Source organism: Pseudoalteromonas sp. 31A1 (assembly GCF_011378815.1).
Lineage (GTDB): Bacteria > Pseudomonadota > Gammaproteobacteria > Enterobacterales > Alteromonadaceae > Pseudoalteromonas > Pseudoalteromonas arctica.
Genome location: NZ_WTKY01000005.1, coordinates 161,686 through 185,611, shown reverse-complemented (window position 1 = coordinate 185,611; position 23,926 = coordinate 161,686). Strand labels below are relative to the sequence as shown.

The following is a 23,926-nucleotide window of genomic DNA, read 5'->3' as shown; positions in this document are numbered from 1 at the left end:
ACATATGCAAACAGATATAATAAAAATAGGTATAAGCGCCTGCTTAGCAGGCGAAAAAGTCAGATTTGACACAGGACATAAAAAGTCTAATTTTTGCATGGATGAATTAGGCAAACACGTTGAATATACACGTTTTTGTCCGGAGGTAGCAGTAGGTTTACCGATACCTCGTCCAACTATTCGTCAAGTTAAAGTAGGCGATACTATTAAAGTATGTCGCCCAGATGGTAGCGGCGAAGTAGGGCAACAACTTACCGAATATGGTAAAAAAATTGCAACTGAACAAGCTAAAGAACTAAGCGGATTCGTATTTTGTGCTAAAAGCCCGAGCTGTGGCATGGAGCGCATTAAAATATACAACGAAGCTGGTACAGGCAATACCTCAGAAGGTGTTGGTTTTTTTGCTGAGCAAATAATGAAGCATAACCCATTGTTGCCATGTGAAGAAAATGGACGTTTAAACGACATGCACTTACGTGAAAACTTTGTGATGAGAATTTACGTTTTTAAAAATTGGCAAAAGCTAGTACAAGAGCCGCTGTCGGTTCACAAGCTTACTCAATTTCATTCTCAGTATAAGTACTTGTTAATGGCTCATAATTACCAAGCTTATCGCGACTTAGGTAACCTACTAGGAACATATGTAGGTGACGATATAAGCGCAGTTGCTGATGAATATATTTTAGGTTTGATGACAGGTCTTAAAAAGCCAGCTTCTCGAAGAAATAACTGCAACACGCTGATGCATTTACAAGGTTACTTTAAAACATTTTTATCGAAGGTTGAAAAACAAGAACTTCGTGATGCAATAGATGAATATCGCGAAGGGTTGGTGCCATTATATGTACCACTTACCTTGTTAAAACATCATTTGAAGGTTCACCCAAATGAGTACCTTGAAAAACAAGTGTTTTTTAACCCTTATCCTCACGATTTAAAATTACGATTTGGTATTTAATGGATACATTATTTTGGTTTAGGCGCGATTTGCGCCTTTTTTCTAACGAGGCGTTAATTCAAGCGCTTAATAATGGCGCTAAACACGCCATTTTTTTTGTGTCTGAAAAACAGTGGCAACAACATCAAGCTGCGCCTATTCAGATTGACCTACTCAAGCGCCGAGTTGCTTACCTTCAATCACAGCTTGCTGATGTCGGTATTACTTTACACATTATTGAAGCGCCAAGCTTTTGCGATTGTGAGCGTGAACTTATTAATTTTTGTAAGTTAAACGATGTAAAACATGTAATAGCTAATGCAGAATACGAGCTTAATGAAGTAAATCGCGATAAGGCAATTTTGCATGAATGCGATGAGCTTTCTATTACTTTTACCTTGTACGAAGGCGATTTAATTGCACCTGTTGGCACGGTTAAAAACCAAAGTAATGAAATGTACAAAGTGTTTACTCCGTTTAAGCGAGCGTGGTTAAAGCAGTACCAAGATACACACTTTAGTTTGCCACAATGGCCTTTAGCTTCTGAGCCAATAAAGTTTGATGAAAGTGACTTACTAAAAAGTGATGGAAGCTCTGATAAGTGGCCGGTTGACGATGAAACACTAGCAACCGTGGTCGATAACTTTATATGCGATAAGCTAACAAGCTACGACGATCAGCGTGATATTCCTAGCATAAAGGGTACATCGGGTTTAAGCCCTTATTTAGCATTGGGTATTGTAGGTACTAAGCAGCTACTTATTAATATTCAACAGCGTTATCCAGATATTTTAACTACGTCGAAAAGTAAAACCTTTACGTGGATTAACGAGCTGATATGGCGTGAGTTTTACAGACACTTAATTGCTGAGTTTCCTAAGCTTTCGCGCGGCGATAACTTTAACGAAAAGTATAACGCGGTAGTGTGGCGTAAAAACGAAAGTGAATTTAAAGCATGGTGCGAAGGGCGTACAGGTTACCCGTTAGTGGATGCTGCAATGCTACAACTAAAGCAAACCGGTTGGATGCATAACCGTTTGCGCATGGTTGTTGCGAGCTTTTTAACCAAGCATTTATTAATAGATTGGCGTGAAGGTGAGCGCTTTTTTATGCAGCACTTAATTGATGGCGATTTAGCTTCAAATAACGGTGGTTGGCAGTGGGCAGCTAGTACGGGGTGTGATGCTCAGCCTTATTTTAGAGTGTTTAATCCTATCAGGCAAAGCGAGCGCTTTGATCCAACAGGCAAGTTTATCCGTAAGTATTTACCAGAGCTTGAAAACGTGCCAGATAAACACATTCATTTTCCTCACACTTATTTAGCCACAATAGGTAAAGATAAAGAATGTTACTGGCCAGCAATAGTTGATCATAAAGCGGCACGAGAACGTGCACTTGCTGCATTTAAGGTGTGATATGGATAACCCGTTACCAGTAGATAAGTTTGTTGAAATATACCAACAGCTTGATAGTACAAATCTTGATTTATTAAGTGATATTTACTGTGACAACATACAGTTTATAGACCCCATGCATGAAATTAATGGCATTGTGGAATTACGCAGATACTTTGCTAACTTGTACAGTAACGTTAAACATTGCCAGTTTGATATTAGTGATTCGTTTAATAGCGGCAATAACGCTTTCATCTATTGGACTATGCACTACGCACATCCAAAACTTTCATCAGGTAAAACCATATCAGTGGAAGGTCATAGTAAGCTTATTTTTGAAAATGGCAAAATTATCAAACACCGAGATTACTTTAATGTAGGCGAGTTGTTATATAAGCATATTCCTTTACTTGGTAGTGTTATAAAGCTAATTGATAAAAGGGCAGGTTAATTATGATCACACTTATAACGGGAGCTACTTCAGGTATTGGTGAGCAGCTAGCAATTAAATATGCGCAGTTGGGAGATACGGTTATTGCCTGTGGTCGTAATAGTGAAAAGCTCGCTGAGCTTGCTAAATACGACAATATTCAAGCATGCAAATTTGATGCAACTAATCTACAAGACATTAAAGAGTCTACTATTGGCTTTCCTCATTTTGACCGTGTTATTTTAAACGCGGGTAACTGTGAATATATAGATGACGCGCGAAATTTTGATAGTGCATTGTTTGAACGTGTAATAAACGTAAATTTACTCTCTATGGGGTATTGCCTTGAGGCGCTACTTCCTAAAATAAATTCAGGTGGTCAGCTTGTTTTGGTCAGCTCAAGTGTTACCTATCTTGCGCTACCTCGCTCAGAAGCTTATGGAGCCTCAAAGGCTGGCGTTAGCTATTTAGCTAAAAGCTTAGCTGTTGATTTAAATGATGTTGATGTGACTTTAGTTCATCCTGGTTTTGTGAAAACTCCGCTTACTAATAAAAATGATTTTCCAATGCCGATGGCAGTTACCGCACAAAAAGCGGCTGACTACATGATTAAAGGAATACATAAACGGCGTAAAGACGTTCACTTTCCGTATCGTTTTACACTTATATTAAAAGCACTGCGCATTTTGCCGCTCCCGATTTGGCTTAAAATCGCAAAAGGATTAGCCCGTTGAAAAAAATAGCAATAATAGGAACTGGTGTATCTGGTTTAACATGTGGGCATTTGCTTCACAAACATTACGATGTAACCGTATTTGAAAAAAATGATTATATTGGTGGTCATACAGCAACTGTTGATGTTGATGTATGTGGTATAAAATACGCAATAGACACCGGTTTTATTGTGTTTAACAACAGAACTTACCCTTATTTCGAAAAGTTACTTTCACGAATCGGCGTAGACAAACAAGAAACACAAATGAGCTTTAGTGTTCATAACGAAGCTACTGGTTTTGAATATAACGGCCATACGTTTACAAGTTTATTTGCACAGCGTCGCAATATTTTTAGACCTAAGTTTTGGCGTTTATTGTACGACATTGTTAGGTTTAACAAGCTATGTAAAGCTTTGCACGAAAAAGATGATTACCAAGTAGACCAATCATTAGGGCAACTTTTAATTGACAATCACTTTAATGACTTTTTTAAATACCATTACATTCTTCCAATGGGCGCGGCTATTTGGTCTACCAGTATTAAAGAAATGGAAAATGTAGGCGTTGAATTTTTTGTTAAGTTCTTTTTTAATCATGGCCTTTTAGATGTAACAAACAGACCACAGTGGTATGTAGTACCAGGTGGCTCTCGTCAGTATATTAAGCCACTGATCAGAGGTTTTGCTGATAAAATTAAACTTAATACAGATATTAAATCTGTTACGCGTCAAAATGATGAAGTAACAATAGAGTTTGCCAATGGTGAGCAAAGTAAGTTTGATAAAGTAATATTTGCTTGTCATTCAGATCAGGCGCTTGCACTTCTTGGTGATGCAACTGAGCAAGAAAAGTCAGTATTGGGTGCAATAGCTTACACTGAGAATTCAGTTGTGCTGCACACCGATACAAATCTTTTACCAGATAGAAAAGCGGCATGGGCAAGTTGGAACTACCTACTTAATAACAACACTGATAAAGCAGCTGTTGTTACTTACCAAATGAATATTTTGCAAGGTATACAATCGGATACACAGTTTTGTGTAACGCTTAATCATCTTGAAGGAATAAACCAGAGTAAAATTTTGCGCGAGTTTACTTATCATCACCCTGTATTTAACCAAGAGTCAATTGCTGCTCAAAAGCTTAAACACAGTATTGATGGACAAAACAATAGTTATTTTTGTGGTGCTTATTGGTACAATGGTTTCCATGAAGATGGCGTACACAGTGGTGTAGATGTAGCCAAGCAACTTGGGGTCGAATTTGACTAGTGCAGTGTATTTAGGCGATGTAAAACATCGCCGTTTTGCTGTTAAAGAACATCGTTTTAGTTACCCTTTGTATATGATGTGGGTAGATTTAAATAATCCTCAACAACTAAATGGTGTGCATAAGCACATAGGTACATCAGGCTTAAAAGCGTTAAAATTTAATGAAGCTGATTATCTTAAAGATACCTCAGAACTTGCGAAACGACCTCTTATTGAGCGTGCGCATGATCAACTTGCCAATTTAGGTATTACTGAAACCTTTTCTCATATTTACATGTTAGGGCAGTTTCGTTGTTTTGGTGTGTATTTTAGCCCTGTTAATTTTTACTTTTTTGGCCACAACGACACCCGTTTTAAGTACATGATAGCTGAAGTGAGTAATACACCATGGAACGAACGTCATTATTATTTAGTCCCTTTAGAAAAAAAAGTGAACTTTAAGAAGGTTTTTTCCGTATCACCTTTTATGAATCTGGATATGAACTATCATTGGCATGTTAAACAATCGCCTGATAAAACATTGATACACATTGAAAATAAGCGAAATGAAGAGTTATTATTTGATGCAACACTTCGCTTGAAACGTAAAGAACTCACTAACGAAGAGATTAATAAGTTGTTTAAACGTTTTCCGGCCATGACATGGTCTATTTTCAAAGGTATTTATTATCAAGCGTTAAAGTTGTTTATAAAGCGAGTGCCTTTTTTAGGTCACTCAGGTAAGCCATAAAGCACATCGATAGTCAGGACAATTAATAGGTATTTTAATGGATAAAGTGTCGAGCTTAAATTGCGAGCAAAGTACGAGTTGGTTAACTAATATATATAAAAAATTAGTGACTAAGGCTTTCGCGTCAATTAAAACAGGTCAAATAATTTTAATTGACGCAAATGAACGTACAGTTTTTGGTGATGCATCGTCAGCACTAAAAGCAACAGTAACAGTTAATGATAAAGCTATGTATAAAGCGTTTGCGTTATCTGGAAGCGTTGGCGCTGGCGAAGCGTATATTTTGGGACATTGGTCTTGTGACAACTTAACTTCATTCATCGAGATATTTGCTATAAATGAAAAGCAACTTGATGAGTTTGAAAAAAAATTCGCATTTTTTAGTAATATTGCACACCGGTTTAATCACATAAAAAACAAAAATTCAGAATCGGGATCTAAGAAAAATATTGTTGCTCATTACGACTTAGGTAACGATTTGTATGAATCATTTTTAAGTAAAGAAATGCTTTATTCAAGTGCTGTATATCCTACAAAAGAAGCCACACTTGAAGAGGCTCAGCAATACAAGCTTAAACGCATTTGTGAGCAAGTTGAGCTTCAAAAAAATGATTCAGTAATTGAAATTGGTACAGGGTGGGGGGCATTTGCTATATATGCAGCCACACATTACGATTGCCATGTAACAACAACAACCATATCTGATGAGCAACATGATTATGTAGCTAACAAGATTGTTGAACTTGGTCTTGAAAGTAAAATAACATTACTCAAGCTCGATTACAGGCTACTAAAAGGTAAATACGACAAGCTTGTTTCTATCGAGATGATAGAAGCGGTTGGTCATGATTATTTGCCGAGCTTTTTCACTCAGTGTGGTGAGCTTTTAAAAGACGACGGCGCCATGCTTATACAAGCAATTACTATTGGCGATCAGCGTTATAAGCACTACTTAAAAAACTCTGACTTTATTCAGCAGTATATTTTTCCGGGCGGATGTTTGCCATCGCTTAACGAAATGAGTGAGCAGATTAAAAATAATACCGATATGGTTATCCATACTGTTAATGATATTGGCGCTCACTACGCACGAACATTAGCAGATTGGCGAACTCGTTTTATAAAAAGCTGGCCTGATTTAGACCGCTCTAAATTTGATGAACGCTTTTATCGTTTATGGTTATTTTATTTTGCTTATTGTGAAGGTGCGTTTAGAGCCAGAGCAACAAGTACAGTACATTTAATGGCGCGTAAACCTCGTTTTACTAGTGATAACGATGATATTGCGCTCGGTTACTAATTTTGTTTTATTTCAAGCAGTGTGGTTTTTATCACTGCTGCTTGAAGCCAATTCGCTACTTTTTAGTGGCTTGATTATTGTTTTAATGTTTTGTTTGTCAAAGCAGAAAAAACAAGACTCTTTACTGTTAATTAAAGCCCTACCTTTAGCACTATTGTTAGAATTTATAGCGGTAAAGTTAGGCTTGTTAGAATTTAAAGTTTATCCCTTCCCTCTATGGCTCGTCTTTTTATGGGCTGCATTATTACTTTCTTTGAATACCTCTATGGTTTTTTTGAGTAAATTAAAGCTTTGGCAGGCCTTTTTGGTATGTATGGCATTTGCACCAGCAAGTTATTGGGCTGGAGCGCGCTTTGAAGTAATAAGCCTAGAATTACCTTTATGGCAATTTTGGCTTGTTTACGGGGCGCTTTGGTCTACAGTGTTTACTGTTATTCTTTTTATAAACCAAAAAATCAAGTTATTCATCAATCGCTGATCTTCCACAATTTCTATTTCGTAACATTACCCAGTTATTCAAAGGGAGCTTATTTTGAAATTTTTACTAAAGGCAGTTACTTTTTATTTGCTTACCACTTCAATTGTTTTAGCTAACACACAATTTAATAAAGTAGGCGAAGCACGAATGGAGTATTTATTTTGGGATGTATATGACGCTGTGCTATTTACCCCTTCAGGTAATTACAGCGCAGGAACACATCCTGTTAAGTTTAAGCTTACCTATTTACGTGACTTTGACGCTAAAGAAATAGTAAAAGCAACAAATGAGCAGTGGCAACATCTTGGAAAAGCAGGGCTGGCAGATAAATACGACCGTAAATTGTTGTCTATTTGGCCTGATATAAAAAAGGGTGACTCACTAACATTGGTGACAAATGAGCAAGGTATGAGCACTTTTTATCATAATGATGAAAAAATGGGTGAAATTGATGAACCTCAATTTTCGAGTGACTTTTTAGCTATTTGGCTTGATGAAAAAACCTCTGAGCCAAAACTACGAAAGCAATTATTAGGGAATTAATATGAACATATTAAACACGTTAAAAGCAGCTGTTATGAGCCTCTCGGCTCTACTTTTAATTAGCTGTTCGGCACCAAATGTTGAACATTATAAAAATACATCGCCAAATTTCGACTTTAAAACGTTTTTTAGCGGAAATTTGAAAGCCTATGGTGTTGTACAAGACTTTAAAGGCGAATTGACCCGAAAGCTTGTCGTAGATATGAATGCGACTTGGGACGGTAACCAGGGCGTTATTGAAGAAGACTTTATTTATGATGATGGCGAAACCCAAAAGCGAATCTGGAAAATAACGTTAAATGAAGACAATAGTTTAACGGGGACAGCAGCTGATGTTATAGGTACAGCAAAAGGCAAAAGTGACGGCAGCGTATTTCATTGGAATTATGATGTAGAGCTTCCATACGATGGCAGTACTTTAGAAGTGAATTTTGACGATTGGATGTACCTGGTTACACAATCGCGCTTGATAAACCGCACATCTATTGTTAAGTTTGGAGTCGAGGTCGGGGAAGTGACCTTAGTTATCGAAAAAATATAGCTTATTTACCCAGTTGCTTAACTTGCGCCAAAATTGTACTCAAATTAAGTCTTTGTTAACCCAACACGCTGTATTCTACCGAGAATTATTTAAATTTTACTCATTTTTTAAGAATTTAAGCAAAAAATGCAATTTGCTGTTGCTAACTCTTTAAAAATGCATAAAGATAGGTTTTGCGAAGGCAAAATAATAACGAATAGGAATCTAACAATGAATAAAGCTCAATTAGTTGAAAAAATTGCTACTGATGCAGAAATCTCTAAAGCCGCTGCTACTCGTGCTCTTGACGCGTTTACAGGTGCTGTAACTTCTTCTTTAAAAGAAGGTGATTCAGTAGCATTAGTTGGTTTTGGTACTTTCTCAGTAAAAGAACGTGCAGCTCGCACTGGCCGTAACCCACAAACGGGTGCTGAGATCCAAATCGCAGCGGCAACTATCCCAAGCTTTAAAGCAGGTAAAGGTCTTAAAGACCAAGTAAACCCTTAATAGGTTTAACGAATTAAAATAAAAAAAGAGCTATTTAGCTCTTTTTTTTTATGTTTAATAAAGACATCAATTGATGCCTTTATATTATAAATTTATGCTTTTAAGGCTTTATCGCCTCGGCCAATGCCAACAGCACCAGAACGTACAACTTCAATAATATCGGTTTCATGGCGAAGTGTGTCTAAAAACGATTCTATTTTGTCTGTACTGCTCACTAGTTGCAGGCTATAGCTTTGCCGGCCCATATCTAAAATAACACCCTGGAACACATCAACTACGCGGGTAACCGCTGCACGAGTCGTCTCGTCTTGAGCAAATACCTTAACAAGCAATAACTCTCGCTCAATGTGACTCATTTCTGTTAAATCGATAATTTTAAGCACGTCGACTAATTTGTTAACTTGTTTAGTAATTTGCTCAACGACTCTGTCATCACCCATAGTGGTAATAGTAATACGCGACAATGACTGATCGTCTGTAGTGCCTACAGTTAGGCTGTCGATGTTATATGCGCGCTGTGAAAAAAGCCCAACAATACGCGACAGTGCACCTGGTTCGTTTTCCAATAGAATAGATAAAATACGACGCATTATGCTTTTACTCCTTTACGTAACCACATCTCATCAATGCCACCTAACTTGATTTGCATTGGGTATACATGTTCTTTCTCGTCTACAAGAATATCTAAAAAGACTAAACGATCGTTTATGCTCATAGCTTTATCGATAGCAGGTTGTAACTCATCAAGTGTGTTTACTTGTATGCCTACATGCCCGTAGCTTTCAACTAACTTAACAAAATCAGGCAGTGAGTCCATGTAAGATGATGAATGACGACCGCCGTAAACCATATCTTGCCATTGGCGTACCATACCTAAAGAGCGGTTATTGAGTGATACAACTTTTACAGCTAGGTTGTACTGCAAGCAGGTAGATAGCTCTTGAATATTCATTTGAATAGAGCCATCACCCGTAATACATACAGATTCTTTATCAGGAAAGGCTAATTTTACGCCCATAGCAGCAGGTAAGCCAAAGCCCATAGTGCCTAGGCCGCCTGAATTTATCCACTGACGAGGATGCTTAAATGGGTAATATTGCGCTGCAAACATTTGGTGCTGACCAACGTCAGAACTTACGTAAGCATCGCCATTAGTGGCTTTATAAACAGCTTCAATTACGGCTTGTGGCTTAATTTTGTCGCCATCTGTGTTGTAGCTTAAACATTTTTGTTCACGCCAGCTGATAATTTGGCGCCACCAATCTTCTTGTGCGCTGCGATCAATTTTAATAGGGCTTTTATCAATGCCAGCTTGTAGTTGTTCTAGTACTGTAGCTAAGCAACCTACAACTGGTATGTGCGCTTTAATTGTTTTAGAAATAGAAGTTGGATCTACATCTACATGTACAATTGTGGCATTTGGACAAAACTTTTTAACGTTATTAGTTACTCGATCATCAAAACGAGCACCAAGCGCTAAAATCACATCGGCGTTTGCCATTGCTTTGTTAGCCTCAAGCGTACCGTGCATGCCTAGCATACCTACAAAGTTTGGATGTACACCTGATATACCACCCAGCCCCATTAAAGTATTTGTAATAGGTGCATTTAACGATTCAACTAAATGCGTTAATTGCTCTGATGTATTTGAAATAACAATACCGCCGCCAGAGTAAATAACCAGTTTTTTGGCTTCTAAAATAGTGGTAACGGCTTTACGAATTTGTTTTGAGTGCCCTTTAGTATTAGGGCTGTATGTTCTTAGTTCTGTTGTTTTAGGGAAATCGTATGCAAACTTAATTGCAGGGTTAAGCATATCTTTAGGAAGCTCAACCACAACAGGGCCTGGGCGACCTGTACTCGCAATATAAAAAGCTTTAGCTAAGATAGTAGGAATTTCTTTAGCGCTTCTACAGTTAAAGCTATGTTTAACTACAGGACGAGAACAGCCAACAATATCAGTTTCTTGGAATGCATCGTCACCAATTAAACTTGTAGGAACTTGGCCTGACAATACAACCATAGGAATTGAATCCATATAAGCAGTTGCAATGCCTGTTATGCAGTTTGTAGCGCCTGGGCCTGAGGTTGCAAGTACAACACCAACTTCGCCTGTAGCACGAGCATAGCCATCAGCCATATGCGTTGCAGCTTGTTCATGACGAACTAATATATGTTCAATATCATCTTGCTGAAAAAGTGCATCATATAAGTCTAAAACCGAACCACCGGGGTAGCCAAATATGTATTTTACCTTTAACTCTTTTAATGCCTGAACTACTAGTTCAGAGCCATTATATTCTTGTTTGCTCATCCTCATTCCTCTGTGCGCTTTTTTATGCATAAAAAAACCCCCGCGTAGTGCGAGGGTTTTTAAAAAGCAGTATCACCTTTTAATACATCCCCGCTGGGCTTATAACTAAGACCAGTACGAGTACGACTAAAAGGTTAATTTGTGTGTTCATAGTTTTTACTCTACTTAGCAAAACACTGCTTTTAAATTAAAAATTCTGTATAGGTTTATTTTTAAGGGTTTTGAACCCTTATGTCAACCTTGAAAGTGGTTTTTTGCATTTTAAATTCGTTTTGTAGCTTTTCTTAATTTAAATCTGCAGAAATACTGTATTTAACTGAGTTAACTAGCAGAAATTATGCGTTTTAGGTTGTGTGTTTGATTTTAGTTATAAAAGAGTGTGAAAGACCATTAACTTTTATTGCACATGTTAACTATATGTTTTTATCGCATGTTTAAATTTCTATTATTAGGTATGATTACTACATAATTATGTTTGAGGAAAACACAGTGAAAAAAGTGACGTTAATTGCGCTTTTAACTACGCTATTAAGCCCTATAGTAGCGGCTAATAATTTAAGCCCGCATGATGTTGGTATAACTAACGAAGAACGTATTTTATATTGGCTTAAAAAAAGAGACCAAATATCCTCTAGTGAGTTAGATAGTTCATTTAAGTCATATATGAGTAACAAAGAAGTTGCCAATCACTCAATTAAAAATGGCTTTAGGCGATTTAAATCTTCCTCTACGGATTTTTCAAACACAAATAAAAAACAAGCCGCTTTTTCAACGTCGCTAGTGCCTGATCAAAGCGTTAATGATGTAAAAGTGTTAGCTATCTTAATTGATTTTCCTGACCTCAAACATGACGATGATCGACTTGTACAGCAAGACACCGACATGTTTTACGCTGATTATTCAACTGAACACTATCAGCAAATGCTTTTTAATACTCAAGGTTATGCGGGCCCTGATGGACAAAGCTTATCAACGGCTGCAGATTATTATAAAGCAGCGTCTGGTAATAGCTTAAACTTTAACGGGCAAGTATATGGCTGGGTAACCGCTGATAGTAATGCAAAAACATATGGTGAACGCCAAGGCAGTACGCGTGATAAAAATGCGCCCGCTTTAGTCAAAGAAGCGGTAGAAAAAGCCGTTGCACAATTTAATATTAATTTAGCCGATTATGATTTAACCGATTTAGATGATATTGATGGCGATGGAATTATTAACGAACCCAATGGCATTATTGACCATGTAATGATTTTTCATTCAAGTATTGGCGAGGAAGCGGGTGGTGGCTACCTAAGCACCGACGCTATTTGGTCGCACCGCTACTATGTATTTGATGAAAGTAGCGGGCCGAGCGAGATTGCAGGCAGCAATATAAAGCTCTTTGGTTATACAATTAATCCAATTGATGCTGGGATTGGCGTGGTGGTACATGAGTTTGGGCATGACTTGGGATTATTAGATGAATACGACTTACAATCTAACACGGTAGGTGAGCCTGTCGCGTCTTGGTCAGTTATGTCGACAGGAAGTTGGGCAGGTTCTCCACGAGGCTCAGAGCCTGTTATGTTTAGCCCTTATGCGCTTGAATATTTACAAAATCGATACCAGGGTAATTGGGTTAATCAGCTCACGCTTGATATGGATGAGATAGATGCTAACGCACAGCAAACATTAATTAATACTGCGAGTACTTCACAACTACAAAGCCAAATAAAAATAACACTGCCATCTCGACTCGAAAAATTTAAAACGCCAGTAGAAGGCGATTTTCAATACTATTCAAATACGGGCGACAATGTTAGTAACAGCTTAGTTAATACAGTAACGCTACCAAACACAACTGAGGCACTTACTTTAAGCTTTATTGCTTATTACAGTATTGAGCGCGACTATGATTTAGTACAGGTAAAAGTAAATGGGGAGCCTATTGCTAGTAATTATACGCAAGCAATTAACCCATACTATGGTGACATTGGTCCGTATATATCAGGTGATTCATTTTTTAATAGTGATGCTAAGCAACCTAACGGCTATTTAACTCATAAGTTTGATTTATCAGCTTATGCTGGGCAAATCATTGATCTAAAAATTGAATACATAACAGATGCGAACACACATTATTATGGTTTTGTTGTGGATGATATGCGTATTGTGCAAAGTGATACTTTAATTTGGCAAAATAATGCACAAGATCAAATTAACACCGAGTTTAATGGCTTTGAAAAAATAGGTAGTTACACATATGCATCGCCATCACATTACTATTTACAATTGCGTTCATACACAGGCGTTGACAGTAGTTTGCAAGCAGAGCAGTACTCACCGGGATTATTATTGTGGTATAGCAATGAATCTCAAGCAGATAACAACACGACAGAGCATCCAGGTAGTGGTTTTGCATTAGTGGTAGATGCTGATCAGCGCTCGATAAATAAAGGCAGTACGCAAACTCCGGCTGCTTCAGCAATTCAAATTCGTGATGCTGCTTTTAGTTTATATCCACAGCGAGCTGGATTAGGTGATGATGATTTATCTGCTATTACAGAGTTTACTGATAAAACCGACTATAGCTTTTCAGCGCAACAGTCATCGGGCGTTGCCCTCCCACAGGTTGGCTTTGGGTTTAATATTATAAGCCAGTCAGCTGATAGTGAAGATATAGAAGTAGAGCTTAATTACGATGTTACTAAAGGTATTAATTTTACCAAAACAGGTTTAATCGTTAATTTTAATGTAGAAGGTTTTGCACTCACGCCTGCGGATAAATTCACGTGGAGTTTTGACGATGGTAGCTCAAGCACAGAGTTAACGCCTACTCATGAATATCAAGACTATGGCACCTATAGCGTTGAGTTTATGGCAAGTAATGATACTTCACAGCAAGTAGCTATAGCTCAAGTTACATTAGTTGAGCCATTATCTGTAAATGAAATTGAATATGAAATAAACCAAGGAATATTAACAGCTCAAGCTTCGTTTACAGGTGGAGTCGCACCGTATACCTATAATTGGCAGCTAGGGGATGGAAGTACTTTAACGACGCAATCGCTCACTTATAATTATTTATACTCTGGTGATTACCAAGTAACGCTTACAGTGACAGATAACGAAGGCACGGAGCAAACTAAAGCGGTTGATGTAACGGCAACTGTTCCGCTTAGCATAGACGCAAACGTTACAGTAAATGATTTAAGCGCTCAATTTAATGCGCAAGTAACTGGCGGCTTTAATAGTTATACTTACAGTTGGGATTTTGGTGATGGCAGTGCGGTATCAAACTTACAAAACCCAAGGCATACTTATCAGACTGGCGGTGCATTTAGTGTAACGTTGAATGTTACTGATACTCAAACAAATGATACTTTTACTAAAGAGTTATCTCTTACAGTGCAAAAGCAACAAAGTAGTTCGGGTTCAAGTGGCGGATCATTGGCAGGTTTATTAGTGTTATTACTTTTATGCTTACCTAGGATAAAGCGCAGCTAGCAAATAAAAAAAAGCCCGCTAAATTAGCGGGCTATTTAAATTAATAACAAATATTAATTATAAACGGTCAATTACTGATTGAGTGAAATCAGTTGTACCGTGGCTGCCGCCTAAATCGCGAGTTGTACGGTCGCCTGATTTAATTACATCAGCAACAGCACTACGAATACGCTCTGCTGTATCGCCCATATCTAAATGCTCAAGCATTTGGATAGACGCTAAAATTACAGATGTTGGGTTAGCTAGGTTTTTGCCAGCAATATCTGGTGCACTACCGTGTACAGCTTCAAAAATTGCAGCGTCTTCACCAATGTTAGCACCTGGAGCCATACCTAAACCGCCAACTAAACCAGCACAAAGGTCAGATAAAATATCACCAAATAAGTTAGTCGTAACAATTACGTCAAACTCTTCAGGTGTCATTACCAGTTTCATACACGTTGCATCAACAATCATTTCATTTGATTCAATTTGTGGGTAACGCTCAGCTACTTCACGTGCTACTTTTAAAAACAAACCAGATGTTGATTTTAAAATGTTAGCTTTATGAACAGCAGTTACTTTTTTACGACCTTCACGTACCGCTAGCTCATATGCAAAAGTTACGATTTTTTCTGCGCCTTCACGCGTAATTATCGATTTTGCTTCTGCTTCATTACCGTCTTCACTTACTATTTGGCCTGCACCTGAGTACATACCTTGCGTATTTTCACGAATAGTAATGATATCAATATCGTCGTAACGCGCTTTAGTGCCAACAAATGATTTAACAGGGCGTACGTTAGCGTATAAACCAAATTGCTTACGAAGTGTTACGTTAATAGACGTAAAACCTTCACCTACAGGCGTTGTTAATGGGCCTTTAAGAGTGATTTTGTTTCTAGCTATTGTATCAACCGTGTCTTGTGGAAGTAACTCACCTGTTTTTTCAAGTGCAGCTAGGCCAGCATCAACAAATTCATAATCAAAGTCGCAACCTGCGGCTTTTAATATTTCAAGTGCTGAGTCGATAATGCTCGGACCGATGCCGTCGCCTTTGATCACTGTGATGGTTTGTTTGGCCATTGACTTTTCCTTTAAAGAGTTTGATTTGCACATAAATTATTACCCTGAGAGGGTAATCGCTTGTTAGATCATTTATGTGAACGTGCTTGAAAATTTAAGGGCGCATTTATATCAACTTATCACCCATTTTGCTAGTTTATACAAGAAATACTGGGTATACACCAAAGTTATAATGGGTATAAAGACGTTAAATAGGTTTCCATAAATTAAATACTATTAAATAACGCGAGAGATTCTAATTTTTGATTAAAATCAGTTGGGTTTTGCCAATTTAGTATTTTCAGTTGTTCGTTTAATGTTTGCAGTTGCCACGCTGTTAGCGCGAGTTCTGGTTTAAAAACACTCTGGGCAACAATTTTAAGTGTGATCCAGAGTTTATGAGAATCAGTTAAGTGTTTTTTAGGTGTTTGCTCTGCTTCTAAAAGTGCCGTTGTCCATGGGTTGTCACTTAATAAATGAGTAAGCTGTTGCGTTAGTTGCTCGTTATTAATTGAATCTACTCCAAAAAATGAGCAAATAGGGGCACTCAATGTTTTATTTGGTGTGTCGTCAATCAGCGTTTTACGAGAAAGCTGTGTACTGCATTGCGTTAATAAAAAATGAGCATAAGCATATAAAGGTAATGTAATGTGTTCAAACTGGTCGTGTTTATTTTTACTGACTAATAAGGCCATTATTTTCACTAAACCATTTAATCTGTTAGTAACGTAGGCTTGCAGAGGGTGTGGGGTAACATTAACTAATTGCTCAAAAACAACTCTTTGAATTATCGCAGGTGCATTATAATAACCGACCATCGATAAACTATGCTTTAAGTCTTTAGCGGCCTGATGCTCCTTATTATAAGGTTTTACTGCCTCACATAAATTAGCAACTACCTGAGGGTGAGCCGCCATTAGCTGGCTTAGCCCTTTATAGCTATATTCGTGCTGTGACTTAATATTACTTATTAGTTCAAGTAAAGACTGTGCTTTATCAACGCCAACCACACTTTTTGACTTAACATGTTCACTGTTAAACACTTTGAAGCTAATGGTTTTATCAGCGCAATGCCATTGTTTTGGGTTGTCGTTAAGGGTTGCTTTAACGCTAAACCAAGCTAATTTATTTGGATTAGTGTTACTAATTAAAATATGTTTTTGCTGCGCATCAGTCGCTAAATAAATCATGGTTTGCTCGGCATAAAAAACGCGGCTTCCCGGTAATAGTGGCCCCAAATGGGCTATAAGTGATTTGATTAGCTGCAGTGCAAACAAATTTGGTGTGCGAATATACAAGTCAGTAAGTGCTTTAAATAAACTCATGTGTTTATTAGCCGTATTACTAGTAATGTTCATACTAATAATATTTGCTAAAGCAATTAGTGTTATGCCCCCATCGTAAAGCATTATTTTAGGAGCACTTACCAATGCTTGTTTATATTTACTTAACTTAGCTAATAATTGCGTAACGGGTTTGGCAGAATCGCCACTGGATAACATTACTTTAGCAGCTAACTGATGACGCATTTTCCATATGTTTTTATCAGAGTCTTGAAAAGGTGTTTGCTCACAGAGCTTGTTTAATTGCGCTCCAACACATAAATGCTCAATGAGTGAAGCCGCTATGTATAGCTCGCTTAGGGCATTGTTATAGTGTTGAGATTTACAAAGTGCAGCGGTTATTACACTTTGACTAACAACTAAGTTGGTGGCATAAGAATAATTAGGATTATAAAGTGTTAAACGAGCTTGTAATGCGAATGGCTGTTCACTATAGAGCACTCTATATTGCTCAGCTAGCTTACTTGCCATGGGGTATAAGGCTGTCCATTTTTGTTTATTGTTATAATAGCTTAAAAACAGCTGCGTATTATTAAGCAGCTGCTCTAAAGTAGTTGAAACAGCTTCATCCATTAAACCTTCACCTAATTTTGTTCTTGATATTTATTATATGCACTAGGACCCCATAAAAATAGCTGCCCATTTTTAAATAATAACCCAGTACATTCATCCATAGTGGTTATACCGTCAGATGTTTTATGCTGTGTACGGTAAAAAACAATCTGAAATACCTGTTCACCATCTCGTTTGGCATAAGTAAGGTCGGGGCTGCCTAAATAATCAAGCACAGTATTTAGTGTTGTTGGCTGCTCAAGTGATAGTTTTTCGATATAACGTTTATTAAAAGCTTCTCGGTCTTGCCAGATCATAGCCTGAGGATCGTCTTTATAAAAGGTGATCACCAACGCTGCTATCAGTGCATATAGCCCTAAACCTAAGATTAAATATCGGATAAATTTTTTCAATATGGTTTACTCTGACTCCGGTAACTAATAATAGTATACGTTTTGTAATGTTTAGAGGCTATTAACTTGCGACTAATTAAGTCTTAACTGCTTTAAACTAAAGCCTAAATTTATATCGGTGCGTAAACTAACCAAGTGCTTTGAGATTACGTACATATCCATATTAGCGGCTAACTTTGCTTTAATACTCGGGCTTAGAGATTCATCTTCTGCCGCATGCTCAATTGAATGATAGTTATTAACTATTTGCTGCGCAGACTTAGTACCTATTCCTTTTACTCCCGGAATATCATTTGTTTTATCACCCGCTAATGCCCAAAAATCAACGAGCTTATTTTGCTCAACACCAAAACGCTCTTTTATACTTGTCTCATCTAAATAGAGTTTTTTAAAGTAATCATAAACTGTAATGTAGGGGCCTATATAGGGTAAAAAGCCTTTATCAGTAGAGACAACAGTATTAGCTATTTGATTATTTGATGCCTTAAACGCAAGCGTTGCAATAATGTCATCGGCTTCATCGTTAATAGGCTCAAATACAACAATACCGGTTTCTTCTATTGCGGTTTTAAAGTGCTCTAAGGCATCTTTTAGCACTTGAGGCATTGGGGCACGGGAGTGTTTGTAGTCTTTATAAAAATGATAACGCCAGCTTTTGTCACCATCAAATACCGCAATCGCATGGGTTGCATTACTTGTATTTAAAAGCTTTTTACATGCATGAGCTACACGTGCACAGCACGTTTGTATCATTTGTTCATCGCTGTGATGTTTTTGATTAGCGTCAACGGCGTAAATGCGCCTAATTAAATTAAGCGCATCAATAAGAAGTAAATGGGGTTTCAAACTATAAAACTCATGCTTTTATTTTGTAACACGGAATGTATTTGCTGCCAGGGAGTTTCATACGCCCTTGATCAACAAATGCTTGTAATAACGTATCCATATTTTCCATAAGGGCAGGCTCGCCACTTAAAATGTATGGACCGTTTTGCTTAATGGCTTTAACGCCTTCGTCTTTTACATTTCCAGCTACAATACCTGAAAAAGCTCTGCGTAAATTAGCCGCTAATAACTGCTTTGGTTGATCAAGATGTAAATCAAGACTTGCCATATTTTCGTGTGTTGGTGCAAAAGGTTGTTGAAAATCGTTATCGATTTTTAACGTCCAGTTAAAGTAGTAGGCATCGCCTTCACTTTTACGGTAATCACGAACATTGGCCATAGCCGATCTTAGCTTTTGTCCAACTAACTCAGGATTATCAATAATAACTTCAAACTTATCTAATGCTTCTTTACCAAGCGTCATTTCAACAAATTCACACAGCTCTTTAAAGTACGCTTCACTTTCTTTAGGGCCAGTTAAAATCACAGGCAAACATTGTTTGGTGTTATCTGGATGAAGTAATATGCCTAATAAATATAGCAATTCTTCAGCAGTACCTGCGCCACCAGGAAAAATGATAATAGCGTGAGCTGTTCTTATAAAAGCTTCAAGGCGCTTTTCAATGTCAGGTAAAATAACTAATTCGTTAACAATAGGGTTTGGTGGCTCTGCAGCAATAATGCTTGGCTCTGTTAGGCCTAAGTAACGGTTATTGGTATTGCGCTGTTTTGCATGGCCAATAGTGGCACCTTTCATTGGGCCTTTCATGGCACCAGGGCCACAACCAGTACAAATATTTAATCCACGTAAGCCAAGCTCGTAACCCACTTGTTTTGTGTATTTATATTCAACTTCGTTTATTGAGTGTCCGCCCCAGCAAACAACCATACTTGGCTCGCTATTAACACGCAAAGCACCGGCATTTCTGAGCATATCGAATACCATATGAGTAATGGCTTTTTGCTCTTTTAAATCTTTTTCGTATTTTTGACAAATAAACAAAATATCGCGAATAACAGAAAATATATGCTCGTGAATTCCGGTAATTATTTCGCCATCAACAAATGCGGTTTCGGGTGGGTTTTCAAGCTCAATTTTAATGCCTCGTTCGCGGCTTACTAAACGAATATCAAAATCTTTGTATTTGTCGTATATATCGCTACTTTCGTCGGTATGGCTACCTACATTAAGCACTGCTAGTACGCAGTTTCTAAATAACTTATAACGCTCACTAGCAGAAGATTGCTCTAATAAATCAACTTCTAATTGCGACAGTAAATCTAAAACCCCAGTTGGGTTTAACTGTATTAACATAGACGTTCTCCTTACTGCTAAATCGTAAAAAACTACTTGTCATAAAATTTATAATGGCTATGACATTATTTACTGGTACAAAGTCTATCTCGTCCTGAATTTTTGGCCTCGTAAAGAGCATCATCTGCTCGATCAAATGCCTTTAACAGAGTATCGCCTTTTTTAAACTGAGTTGCACCTACCGAAATAGTGATCTCAATTTGTTTTTCTCTAAATTTAAAAGGTATATTTTTAATTACCTTTCTTACTTTATCCAGAGGTAATGTTGCGTTTTCAAGCGACACACCTGGCATTAACAATACAAATTCTTCACCGCCGTAACGCGCTATAAAATCGGACTTTCTTACCGATTTTTGCAACGCTTTTGATATAACCTGTAAGGTAATGTCACCTGCGGTATGGCCAAATCTATCATTGATAGATTTAAAGTGGTCAACATCAATAACCGCAAGCGTAACATCTGATGGCTGCACATTAAACAAATGCATTTCGTGATTGTAACGTTCATCAAATGCAGCTCGGTTAGGCAGTTTTGTAAGCCCATCAAGTAAACTTTTAAAGCGCTGTTCGTTTAAACGTTTTTTATACGTTGTTAACTTATCTTCTAAAGTAATAATTCGTTTGTTTATTTCACTAAAGCTAGTGCTAAGCATTTCTCTGTCTTTTCGTTCTAGCTTTTCTTTTGCTAGAAAATCTTCGCTTAGTGATTTTAATTCGTTATCTACAAGTTCTTTTAAAGATGAGATTGACGTTGCTTTTTGTGTTTGTTCGTTGAGGTTTTTTATTTTTAGTTCAATGCTTTTATTTAACGAATCAAACTCAATACTCATCGATTCTGAGTGTCTACTAGTAGAGACAATAGAATTATGTAGATCTTCGAGGGTTTGATTTAATGAAACTAAAAAGCTTTGTGCAGATTTACGCTCTTTGCTAATGTTTTTTACTACGACTTCAATTATGTTAATCGCAACATCGAGTAATGCATCGATTGTGTCACTTTCTGTAATATTATTTTTTATACTATTAATTTGTAGTGTAGCTTCTTCTTCAAGTATAAGTTCGTTAGCTAGCTCAAGTAGTTTTTTTGCACGAGCCTGTTTTACAGGGCGCTGATTATCGGCTTGAGGGTCTTGCTTAGTTAGCAATGCTTCATGATAAAAAAGAATAAGTTGATCAAGTAGCGGAATATAACCATGGGTTGACTGAACGTTATTAATCTCTTGATCGAGTAAATTTCTCAGGGCTCTGCGAGTATCGTCAGGTAAACCTTTAGTTTTTTGTAACTGTTTACCTGCATTTTGTACACTGTTGAATAAATCACGTTGCTGAGCTTGCTGAATCGATTCTTGATTTTTAAGTAATATCAAAGTTTCACTAACAAGGGGGGAGAGGTCTTCAAAGCTCATACCTTTATTGAGTGCACTTCTAAATTTAGCAAGGCGATTATCTAACTCAATATCAAGCCCTTTACAGCTTAGCGAAAGTTTAGCTGCAAAGTCGCACAAAATATCCACTTGATGTTTGCGTGCACTCTCAATAGCCATACGAGCATCAATTGCTTGTTTGAGTTTTTTATCTGTTGGATTAGATCTTTCAGACACCTAAGCGTACCGCCATCAAATTAATTTTATTATCTTCAGTTTACAACAAATTTTTATTATGTGTAGTTATCTAGTAAAAAACTTAGAAATTTTAATAAGCTACTACGTATAAACTCGTATACGGGGCAATTTGTCGTATTTAATTCACTTTTAAATAGGGGCTTGCTAGTCTTGCAGGCAATTAAGTTTCCACTAAGAGTTTCTATGAAAAAGTTATTAGCCCTATCTATTTTAGCTGCATGTTCAGCACCTGTATTTGCCGATGTAAATTATTCTTTAGAAATTTCGCAACCACAACATCATTTAGGCGATGTAAGTGTTGAGTTTCCAAAAACAGCGCAAGCACATCTTGATATAAAACTTCCTGCATGGCGAACGGGTCGCTACGAAATGCTAAACCTTGCCAATGGCATTCGTTACTTCAAAGCTAAAGATGAAGATGGTAAAGAGTTAAAATGGGAAAAAATTGATCACAGTACATGGCGTGTACACCTTAATGAGCCAACAGAAGTTAATGTTGACTACCAGGTGTATGCAAATGAGCTTGGTAAGCGCGCTCGCCACATTGACGACAGCCATGCATTTATAGATGCATCAGGCTTTTTTATGTTTAGTGAATCATTTCGCCAAGAGCCAGTAACCGTTAATTTAGAAGTGCCTAAAAAGTGGCGCTCTGTATCGGGTATGGATAATTTAAAAGGCAAAAATTCATTTAAAGCAGCAGATTACGACGTACTTGTTGATTCACCAATCGAAACGGGTATTAACCAACTACACACATTTGAAGTAGATGGCCGTGAATACGATTTAGTTATATGGGGCGACGGTAACTACGATGTAGAGCAAATGCTTACCGATCTTAAAAAATTAGTTGCTACTGGTAATGTAATTTGGGATGGCTATCCGTATGAACGTTATGTATTTATGGTACATGCTACGTCGGGTGCTGGTGGTGCTACAGAGCATTTAAACTCTACAATTATTCAACGTCCACGCGATCGATTTGGTAGCCGCGAAGATTACCTAGCCTTTATTAGCACCGCTGCGCATGAGTTTGTTCATACGTGGAATGTTAAAGCATACCGCCCTCAAGGTTTGGTGCCTTACGATTACACGAACATGAACTACTCAAAACTACTGTGGATCGCTGAAGGTTCAACAAGTTATTTTGAAGACCATTTAATGGTTCGCTCTGGTATTGAAACCACAGATGAATTTTTTAAAGTGATGAGCAAAACCATTAATCGCCATTTACAAACACCGGGCCGTGAAGTGCAAAGCGCAAGCGAAACAAGCTTTGATAAATGGATTAATCAAGGTGGCGATCATGCACGTAACTACAGCACCAACATTTATTCTGAGGGCTCGTTACTCTCTTTAGCTTTAGATATCGACTTACTTGAAAAAAGCCAAGGTAAAATAAGCTATCGCGACGTGCACAAAGCACTTTATAACAATCATAAAATGCCAGCCGGTTTTACAGGCGTAGACGTGCTTAATATTTTAAAAGACTTAACAGGGCGTGATTACTCAAGCTGGTGGCAGGAAAATGTAGAATCGCCAGCAAGTATCAACTTTGACGAACTACTTACTAAAGTAGGCTTGAAATTTGAGCGACCAGAAAAAGCAAAAGCGCTTGCAAGTATTGATGCTACCGCTAAAAACACAGGCGAGTTACTTACGTTAAGTTACGTTCGCCGTGGTGGCAGTGCGTGGAAAGCAGGTTTAACTACCGATGATAAAATTGTCGCTATAAACAAACATCACGTAGGTAAAGATTTAAAAACCAGCTTAGAAACGTTTAAAAAAGGCGATAAAGTAACCATTGACTATCTTCGTCGCGATGCTCTTGAAAGCTTAACATTAGTATTATCAGAAGATTTTGATAAGCCTAAAAAAGTAGTTGCTGATAAAGAGGCAACGCCTGAGCAAAAAGCACTATTCAAAGCATGGATTGGCGTGGAACATCCAAATGATGTGACAAAAAAATAAATTCAGTTTTTATAGCGTTTAAATATAGTTAACAATTATTAAAAAAGAGCTTCGGCTCTTTTTTTGTTTTGTATAATGGCGTATATAATGTACATGGAAATTTAATATTAAAATTAAATTTAATTATTATTTAGTATTTCTCTATTATTAAATAA

Annotated in this window: 21 protein-coding genes; 13 read left to right on the top strand and 8 right to left on the bottom strand. The window is 37.4% G+C overall.

All coding sequences use genetic code 11. The features are described from left to right. Positions 1 to 4 precede the first annotated feature (4 nt). The 11 genes from GQR52_RS07460 (at position 5) to GQR52_RS07410 (ending at position 8,826) form a co-directional block, all read left to right on the top strand. Positions 5 to 958, top strand: coding sequence for a DUF523 and DUF1722 domain-containing protein (locus GQR52_RS07460; protein ID WP_165728011.1), 954 nt, complete (start codon positions 5 to 7; stop codon positions 956 to 958). Then, positions 958 to 2,352: a deoxyribodipyrimidine photo-lyase gene (gene phrB / locus GQR52_RS07455; RefSeq protein WP_165728010.1), complete on the top strand. Its 1,395-nt coding sequence runs from the start codon at positions 958 to 960 to the stop codon at positions 2,350 to 2,352. The genes GQR52_RS07460 and phrB overlap by 1 nt, the downstream gene beginning before the upstream one ends. A 1-nt stretch (position 2,353) precedes the next feature. Next, entirely contained in the window at positions 2,354 to 2,782 is a 429-nt protein-coding gene (locus GQR52_RS07450; RefSeq protein WP_165728009.1) for a nuclear transport factor 2 family protein, read from the top strand. Between the two features lie 2 nt (positions 2,783 to 2,784). Continuing rightward, positions 2,785 to 3,495, top strand: a complete 711-nt coding sequence (locus GQR52_RS07445) for an SDR family NAD(P)-dependent oxidoreductase (protein WP_165728008.1) — start codon at positions 2,785 to 2,787, stop codon at positions 3,493 to 3,495. Then, positions 3,492 to 4,748, top strand: a complete 1,257-nt coding sequence (locus GQR52_RS07440; protein ID WP_165728007.1) for an FAD-dependent oxidoreductase — start codon at positions 3,492 to 3,494, stop codon at positions 4,746 to 4,748. Before GQR52_RS07445 ends, GQR52_RS07440 begins: the two co-directional genes overlap by 4 nt. After that, on the top strand, positions 4,741 to 5,478 hold the full coding sequence (locus GQR52_RS07435; protein WP_010552975.1) for a DUF1365 domain-containing protein: 738 nt from the start codon (positions 4,741 to 4,743) through the stop codon (positions 5,476 to 5,478). Before GQR52_RS07440 ends, GQR52_RS07435 begins: the two co-directional genes overlap by 8 nt. Positions 5,479 to 5,515: 37 nt before the next feature. Continuing rightward, positions 5,516 to 6,778: a cyclopropane-fatty-acyl-phospholipid synthase family protein gene (locus GQR52_RS07430; RefSeq protein ID WP_165728006.1), complete on the top strand. Its 1,263-nt coding sequence runs from the start codon at positions 5,516 to 5,518 to the stop codon at positions 6,776 to 6,778. After that, positions 6,756 to 7,256, top strand: a complete 501-nt coding sequence (locus tag GQR52_RS07425; protein WP_165728005.1) for a DUF2878 domain-containing protein — start codon at positions 6,756 to 6,758, stop codon at positions 7,254 to 7,256. Before GQR52_RS07430 ends, GQR52_RS07425 begins: the two co-directional genes overlap by 23 nt. A gap of 54 nt (positions 7,257 to 7,310) precedes the next feature. Next, on the top strand, positions 7,311 to 7,799 hold the full coding sequence (locus GQR52_RS07420; RefSeq protein WP_165725497.1) for a chalcone isomerase family protein: 489 nt from the start codon (positions 7,311 to 7,313) through the stop codon (positions 7,797 to 7,799). 1 nt (position 7,800) lies between these two features. After that, positions 7,801 to 8,340 (top strand): DUF3833 domain-containing protein, encoded by a 540-nt coding sequence (locus GQR52_RS07415; protein ID WP_024592211.1) that lies wholly within the window; start codon positions 7,801 to 7,803, stop codon positions 8,338 to 8,340. 210 nt (positions 8,341 to 8,550) lie between these two features. Further along, positions 8,551 to 8,826, top strand: a complete 276-nt coding sequence (locus GQR52_RS07410; protein WP_002962474.1) for an HU family DNA-binding protein — start codon at positions 8,551 to 8,553, stop codon at positions 8,824 to 8,826. 92 nt (positions 8,827 to 8,918) lie between these two features. Here the strand turns inward: GQR52_RS07410 and ilvN are convergent, their stop codons facing one another. Together ilvN and GQR52_RS07400 are read right to left on the bottom strand one after the other, a co-directional pair. After that, on the bottom strand, positions 8,919 to 9,416 hold the full coding sequence (ilvN, locus tag GQR52_RS07405; protein WP_007580691.1) for an acetolactate synthase small subunit: 498 nt from the start codon (positions 9,414 to 9,416) through the stop codon (positions 8,919 to 8,921). Beyond that, positions 9,416 to 11,140, bottom strand: coding sequence for an acetolactate synthase 3 large subunit (locus GQR52_RS07400; RefSeq protein WP_165728004.1), 1,725 nt, complete (start codon positions 11,138 to 11,140; stop codon positions 9,416 to 9,418). Before GQR52_RS07400 ends, ilvN begins: the two co-directional genes overlap by 1 nt. Positions 11,141 to 11,629: 489 nt before the next feature. Between GQR52_RS07400 and GQR52_RS07395 the strand changes: the two genes are divergently transcribed. Next, on the top strand, positions 11,630 to 14,626 hold the full coding sequence (locus GQR52_RS07395; RefSeq protein ID WP_165728003.1) for an immune inhibitor A domain-containing protein: 2,997 nt from the start codon (positions 11,630 to 11,632) through the stop codon (positions 14,624 to 14,626). A gap of 57 nt (positions 14,627 to 14,683) precedes the next feature. Here the strand turns inward: GQR52_RS07395 and GQR52_RS07390 are convergent, their stop codons facing one another. From GQR52_RS07390 to GQR52_RS07365, 6 genes are all read right to left on the bottom strand, one after another. Further along, positions 14,684 to 15,691, bottom strand: coding sequence for an isocitrate dehydrogenase (locus GQR52_RS07390; RefSeq protein ID WP_007580684.1), 1,008 nt, complete (start codon positions 15,689 to 15,691; stop codon positions 14,684 to 14,686). A 206-nt stretch (positions 15,692 to 15,897) separates the two neighbouring features. Then, entirely contained in the window at positions 15,898 to 17,586 is a 1,689-nt protein-coding gene (locus GQR52_RS07385; RefSeq protein ID WP_165728002.1) for a hypothetical protein, read from the bottom strand. A gap of 11 nt (positions 17,587 to 17,597) precedes the next feature. Beyond that, positions 17,598 to 17,981, bottom strand: a complete 384-nt coding sequence (locus tag GQR52_RS07380; protein WP_024591078.1) for a DUF3192 domain-containing protein — start codon at positions 17,979 to 17,981, stop codon at positions 17,598 to 17,600. 69 nt (positions 17,982 to 18,050) lie between these two features. Further along, positions 18,051 to 18,824 carry a flap endonuclease Xni gene (gene xni, locus GQR52_RS07375; RefSeq protein ID WP_165728001.1) on the bottom strand — a complete coding sequence of 258 codons (774 nt, stop codon included), beginning with the start codon at positions 18,822 to 18,824 and terminating at the stop codon, positions 18,051 to 18,053. A 10-nt stretch (positions 18,825 to 18,834) separates the two neighbouring features. Then, entirely contained in the window at positions 18,835 to 20,178 is a 1,344-nt protein-coding gene (gene ppnN, locus GQR52_RS07370) for a nucleotide 5'-monophosphate nucleosidase PpnN (RefSeq protein ID WP_007580678.1), read from the bottom strand. A gap of 65 nt (positions 20,179 to 20,243) precedes the next feature. Further along, positions 20,244 to 21,779 carry a GGDEF domain-containing protein gene (locus GQR52_RS07365; protein ID WP_165728000.1) on the bottom strand — a complete coding sequence of 512 codons (1,536 nt, stop codon included), beginning with the start codon at positions 21,777 to 21,779 and terminating at the stop codon, positions 20,244 to 20,246. A 204-nt stretch (positions 21,780 to 21,983) separates the two neighbouring features. Between GQR52_RS07365 and GQR52_RS07360 the strand changes: the two genes are divergently transcribed. Beyond that, positions 21,984 to 23,771 carry a PDZ domain-containing protein gene (locus tag GQR52_RS07360; protein ID WP_165727999.1) on the top strand — a complete coding sequence of 596 codons (1,788 nt, stop codon included), beginning with the start codon at positions 21,984 to 21,986 and terminating at the stop codon, positions 23,769 to 23,771. The last annotated feature ends 155 nt before the right edge of the window (positions 23,772 to 23,926 follow it).